This is a genomic window from Ruegeria sp. YKSF131, from assembly GCF_059612645.1.
In genome coordinates this window covers 1-5,261 of record NZ_JBXWQZ010000114.1, presented here as the reverse complement: position 1 = coordinate 5,261, position 5,261 = coordinate 1, and the positions used below count along the sequence as shown (strand labels likewise).

Genomic DNA, 5,261 nt, shown 5'->3' with positions numbered 1-5,261 from the left:
ACGCGACGCTTGCTTCACCGCAAATCCGCCGCATAATCACATGAACCAGATGAGCCAGACCCTCTCTTAGCTCACGCCGCCATCTGTCCCAAAATCCCTGACGACGGACACCTTCAAAATCCGACTTTGCAATTCTCGTGTTGCGGGACGAAGCTGCCGCAGACGCGACCTGACAGCGTGCTTTGCGGACTATTTTTGCAGTTCAATATTATGCTTCTGAAAGTCTATCGTGGCGTTTGTATGCGGATAGGTTTGATCCGGCACAGATACCCCGAGGAACTCACAGAGCGGCTCCCATCCTGAGCCAAGTTCATACACTAGCAGACGGTCCGCCGGGATCACAGACTTCACCTCGGCAACATGCGCCTGGAAGTCTTTTATTGCGCGTTCCTCAGTGTCGAAGCGGTCGCCCAGGAAGACATCCACGAACTCCTGGATTTGACGCATATGTGCCGCCTCCGGCGGCATTTCGGTTTCGCGAAAAACCTTGATCGTCTTCGAGTAGGACGCGTACCAGTCCTCCGGATCACGAACCGACAGGATTACCTTCGCGTTCGGATAGCGTTCAGCCGACTCGCGCCAGAGATGGGCGCCAGGCCAGTCGACTTGGGACCGGTAGCCGTCGAAAAGCAGGTCGAGATCAAGTGGCGACCCACCACAAAAATAATCATGCCATGGACCCGCTTTCTCCGGATTATCCCGGATCTCATGCATGTGGTGGCAAGGTCCGAAGCCGAGAACCGCCAATGCTTCACGGAGGGAGTCCGTGCCAGTACGCCCGAAGCCGGCGCCAATAATTTCGAGAGCCATCAGATGAAATCCTTGCTGCGATGTGAAAGCTTTCCCCGAACTACAGTGCGGCCCGAAGTAGTCTCTGGCAATACCCCACATGATGTAAGTTGCCCGGTGCCCACCTGAACTGGATATTCACGGCGTCAAGGAAATGACCGCTCTGGGCTCGTAGTCGACCTCCGCTACCTCCCGTGTCTACGACTGAAGGCAGCCCAAAGCGGGCACTCGAACGGTGCTACATCAGACGGTGCTGGAACCTAGTATCAGGTTTCACATCAATGAGGCGCTCAAGACCTACGTCCCGCAACAGATGGCTAGGCAATTCATCCATGCAGCAATACTTCCGTTTCCGGCGCAGTAAGTGTCTGAAGAGTCGGTAAGCGTTCGTGATATGCAGCCGCCAACCCCTTGGCGGCGACAACATCAGTGCGGAGTTTGAAAAGTTCATCGCACCGCTCCTTCCAAAGACTGAACGCCTTGATTTGCTCCTTGTGACAGATACCCTGATGATTGAGCTTGGGACGACGCATTGGCACACGCTTCGATTTGGTTTGCAATACGACTTGCGCTTATGCCTGCTGCGTGGAAAAATCCCTGAAACAACAATCCGTACCCAGTGAACCAAAGACCGGGATTTTGAGGATCTTCCTGACCCATTGGATGTAGTGGATAACCCTTGTTGTCCAACGCACCCATGTGCCCGAAGAGTTCATCCAGATCTGCTCCATATCCAGTGGCGCAGATCACCACGTCGGGGTGGAGCTTTCGACCGCTGGCCAGTTCAACGGCGTGGGGCGAAAAGCCGACGGTTTCGCTGACGGCCGTAAACTGACCAGATTTCAGCGCAGAAACGAATCCATCATCCAGAGCGAAGGTAACTCCGTCTTTCAGCATCCGGGAACCACCGCCCATGACATGGCGGCGCAGGCCATAACGGCGCAAGTTTCCAAAGAAGGCACGCTGCATGATCGAAAAGATCGGATCGAGTGACCATTTGGGGAATAGCGTGAACAGGTTGGCCAGCCGCTGTAACGAAAAGCCGAAGACGCGCGATGGCAGGATCGATGGCCCATGCCTGACCGATACCCAGACCTGGGCCGGATTGCTGCGCGACAAATGATTCAACACATCTGTGCCTGAGTTGCCGGCCCCGATGACAAGGACTTTCTTCCCGTCGTATTCACTGGGGTCACCAAAGTCGGCGGCGTGAACGATTTGACCGCCAAACTCCTCCATGCCCGGCCAAACGGGCATATCAGGCACTTTCTCCCGCCCCGTTGCGACAATCAGGTGGGCGCTGAAATAGGTGCCCCTGTTGGTTTCGATCTGCCAGATGTCGTCTTCACGGCGGATTGACAGGACACGGGTCTCGAAATGGATATCGGAAGCAAACTGACGCGCATACTCGCTCAGGTAGTCGACAACAGCATCTCGGGGCAAAAAGGTGTCCGCTTTACGAGGTGCCTGATGTCCGGGGAGGCTGGCGAAATGGCGATGAATGTTCAGTCGCAACTTCGGATGCCGTGCGCGCCACGGGTCGGCCACCCTGTCGGACGCTTCCAGAATGGTGAACGGGATATTCCGGGCGCGCAGCTCAAAGGCCGCAGCCAGCCCGGAAAGACCGGCTCCGATAATGATGGCGGTTGTTGAATGAGGAACTTTCATTTGAGAACTCCAAAAACAGTGCGCTTAACGGCGCGCGAAAAAGTATGCGTTGAGTTGATCATGAGGCAGGTGATGGGTCTTGACCTGACCGAAGCCTGCATTGGCGAGATATTCCTGTGCTGTCTCAATGCCCCACATTGCACCGAGGCCTGGCCCGCCTTGTCCAATCGACACTGGGGTACAGTGCATCAGCGACAGGGAGTAAAGCAGGGGCGCAAACGGATTTTGGATATTGGTTTCCAGGTTCCGGGACCCGCCTATATCTTGCATCAGGAACAATCCGTCCTCGGCGAGCGAGCGGTAGACAAGGTCCAATAGTCCCTGCGGGTCTTTCTGGTCGTGGACCGCATCAAACGCTGTGATCAGATCGAAACTTCCCAGAGAATTGATTTTGGAAAGGTCCTGCGCACGAAACGTTAGGTTCTTCAGTCCCATGCGTGCCGCTGAGACTTGCGTTTCAGTAAAGGCGTCCTCACATAGATCGATCCCGACAAAGCGGCTTGCGGGGAAGGCCTGTGCCAGTTCCATCATCGCGCGGCCCGCACCGCAACCTACATCCAGAACATCGATGCCGCGCTCAAGACGTTCGATCAGGCCAGGTTCCACAGGAAGGATGTGCTCGATCAGGGCTGATACCACCAGCTGGGCGCTGTCTTCTGCCATCACTTCGTGAAAGCGGCAGTAGTCATGGTAATGGGTGCCCGCACCATCTCGAAACCGCGCGACCATATCTTCCTCGACCGAAGCCATGACACCAATGAACTGGCAGGTTACAGCCATGTTGTCGGGTTTTGCCGCATGGGTAAGCAACGCCGCGTGTTCAGGGGGAAGAGTGTAGGTTCCAGCTCCGGGGGCGTATTCGACCACGCCCGATGTCACCATCACGGCCAACCATTCGCGTACGTAGCGCTCGGCCAAGCCAGCCTTCTCGGCCAGAGTTGAGGAGGTGGCGTTAGGTAAATCGGCGAGCGCGTCAAATAGATGGGTACGGTGACCAATCGACGTCATCAGCGCGAGCGCGGCACTATTTAATGTGCCGACCATCTGCTCACCAAAGCGCTCTGCCTTGGCCTCATCAAAAGTGACTGCTGCTTGTTCGTTCATGTGGTTTCTCCGGTACTATTAGGGTTCATCTCGTCTGTTTCTGCGTCGGTATTGCCGCAAGCTTGCGAGTCGTGATATGCCTGCAAATGACCAAATCGGTGAATATCGGACATATCGATGCCAGCATTCAAAGCTCCCTGCCGTACAGTGGTTGTGACTTTGCCCTGCGTCGGAACCTCGACGGCTTACAGTATTCTCGATGCGCTCGCTTCGGTCGGCCGGGATTGGGAAATGCTGCATGGGGACCGTCCCAAGGCGAAGGTTTTTGACGCCCAGATGTTGTCGGTAGATGGAGCACCCTATGTCGACATCAACGGACGACGTATCACGCCGGACGGATCACTGGCCGAATTTGGTCAGCCTGACTTGGTAATCGTTCCTGACCTGCATCTTGCGCCTGACGCACCGTTGCCAGATGAATTCGCGGTTGTGGTCCCGTGGCTTATCAAGGCGCATGCTGACGGCGCGATCATAACTTCTGTTTGTTCTGGTGCGCTCTTACTCGCGGCGGCAGGATTGCTGGATGGGCTTGATGCCACCAGCCATTGGAGTTTCTGTGATGTCATTGCCCGGAAATTCCCGGATGTCCGCGTGCGCCGTGAACGGATTCTGATACCTGCGGGTGACGGGCACCGGATCGTGACGGCAGGCGGAGCGTCTGCGTGGGGTGATCTGGTTCTGTATCTGGTCGGCCGAGTTGCTGGCCAGGATGAGGCCCGACGCCTCGCCAAGATTTATCTGCTCCAGCCTCACACTGAAGGACAGTTGCACTACGCTTCTTTGACTGCGGGAGCACAGCACGAGGATGCTCTGGTTGCAGATGCTCAGGTTTGGGCCGCGGATAACTATGCCCTGCCAACCCCGGTTACCGCCATGGCCGCCCGAAGCGGTTTGACGGAGCGTAGTCTGTTGCGGCGGTTTCGCAAAGCCACGGGGCAGACGCCAGTCGAGTACATTCAGACTCTCAGGGTCGAGGAAGCCAAGCAAATGCTTGAGACGACCGATTTGCCCATCGACGAAATAGCTGCTGAAGTTGGATATACCGAGCCATCAAGCTTCCGAAATGCCTTTCGAAGATATGTGGGTATGCCGGCTTCAGCATACCGCAAGAAACGCTTGCCATCCCATCAGTGATCAAGGGCAACCCAAACCGGACCTTCAAAATCGTGCTTTGCAAACTCCGAGTTGCGGGATGGAGCCGACTTTTGCTCACGCCGCTTTTGCTGACGCGGAAACCCCTCGCAGGCGCGACACGCCATTTGTTGCATCGCAGAGGATTTCTCGTTTGCGGTCATTCATCGGCGCAAAATTCGGCCTAATCCAAATCTCTCTTTCGCCGCAGCTTTGGTCGACACACGAGGAGCGGACAAAATTGCCGTTCGCGGCAAAATGTTCCGATGACTGCCTTCCGGGTTCATTGACATTACTTGGGTACGAATGTGTGTGTTGGTGGTAAAACACACTTTGCACACGTGAGCCAGTTTTCGGTCACGGCTTAAATGGGTTTTTCTTAGAAACGCCATCCCGCATCTGTTAAGGCTGAAATCACCTCGTCCGACAAATCTGGGCTGGAGTAAAACGCACCTAGAACCTGTCTGACGTCAGCGCCAATGGGACAGTTTAGGTCGATTTGATAAGAGAGGGTTTCTGGCTCATCGTAACCGCCAAGGAGTGGAGATGAGAAAGAAACCCGGAACCAA

At 55.5% G+C, this 5,261-nt stretch carries 5 protein-coding genes; 1 reads left to right on the top strand and 4 read right to left on the bottom strand.

The annotated features are described in order from the left end of the window. Positions 1–189: 189 nt before the first annotated feature. The 3 genes from AC2FLZ_RS21660 to AC2FLZ_RS21650 all read right to left on the bottom strand — a co-directional run bounded on the left by AC2FLZ_RS21660 (position 190) and on the right by AC2FLZ_RS21650 (position 3,561). Positions 190–810 (bottom strand): sulfotransferase family protein, encoded by a 621-nt coding sequence (locus tag AC2FLZ_RS21660; RefSeq protein WP_496882766.1) that lies wholly within the window; start codon positions 808–810, stop codon positions 190–192. A gap of 426 nt (positions 811–1,236) precedes the next feature. Then, positions 1,237–2,457 carry a flavin-containing monooxygenase gene (locus tag AC2FLZ_RS21655; protein ID WP_496882765.1) on the bottom strand — a complete coding sequence of 407 codons (1,221 nt, stop codon included), beginning with the start codon at positions 2,455–2,457 and terminating at the stop codon, positions 1,237–1,239. Positions 2,458–2,481: 24 nt separating this feature from the next. Beyond that, positions 2,482–3,561: a class I SAM-dependent methyltransferase gene (locus AC2FLZ_RS21650; protein WP_480474843.1), complete on the bottom strand. Its 1,080-nt coding sequence runs from the start codon at positions 3,559–3,561 to the stop codon at positions 2,482–2,484. A gap of 117 nt (positions 3,562–3,678) precedes the next feature. Here AC2FLZ_RS21650 and AC2FLZ_RS21645 point away from each other — a divergent pair, with 117 nt between their 5' ends. Then, positions 3,679–4,695 (top strand): GlxA family transcriptional regulator, encoded by a 1,017-nt coding sequence (locus AC2FLZ_RS21645; RefSeq protein WP_496882764.1) that lies wholly within the window; start codon positions 3,679–3,681, stop codon positions 4,693–4,695. Positions 4,696–5,071: 376 nt separating this feature from the next. On the opposite strand, the gene AC2FLZ_RS21640 is transcribed toward AC2FLZ_RS21645, so the two are convergent. After that, a partial coding sequence (locus AC2FLZ_RS21640) for a hypothetical protein (protein ID WP_496882763.1) occupies positions 5,072–5,261 on the bottom strand: 190 nt, incomplete at its 5' end.

Coding starts and splice junctions, on each gene's coding strand:
- AC2FLZ_RS21660 (WP_496882766.1), bottom strand. CDS start 810: ATGGCTCTCGAAATTATTGGCGCCGGCTTCGGGCGTACTGGCACGGAC.
- AC2FLZ_RS21655 (WP_496882765.1), bottom strand. CDS start 2,457: ATGAAAGTTCCTCATTCAACAACCGCCATCATTATCGGAGCCGGTCTT.
- AC2FLZ_RS21650 (WP_480474843.1), bottom strand. CDS start 3,561: ATGAACGAACAAGCAGCAGTCACTTTTGATGAGGCCAAGGCAGAGCGC.
- AC2FLZ_RS21645 (WP_496882764.1), top strand. CDS start 3,679: ATGCCAGCATTCAAAGCTCCCTGCCGTACAGTGGTTGTGACTTTGCCC.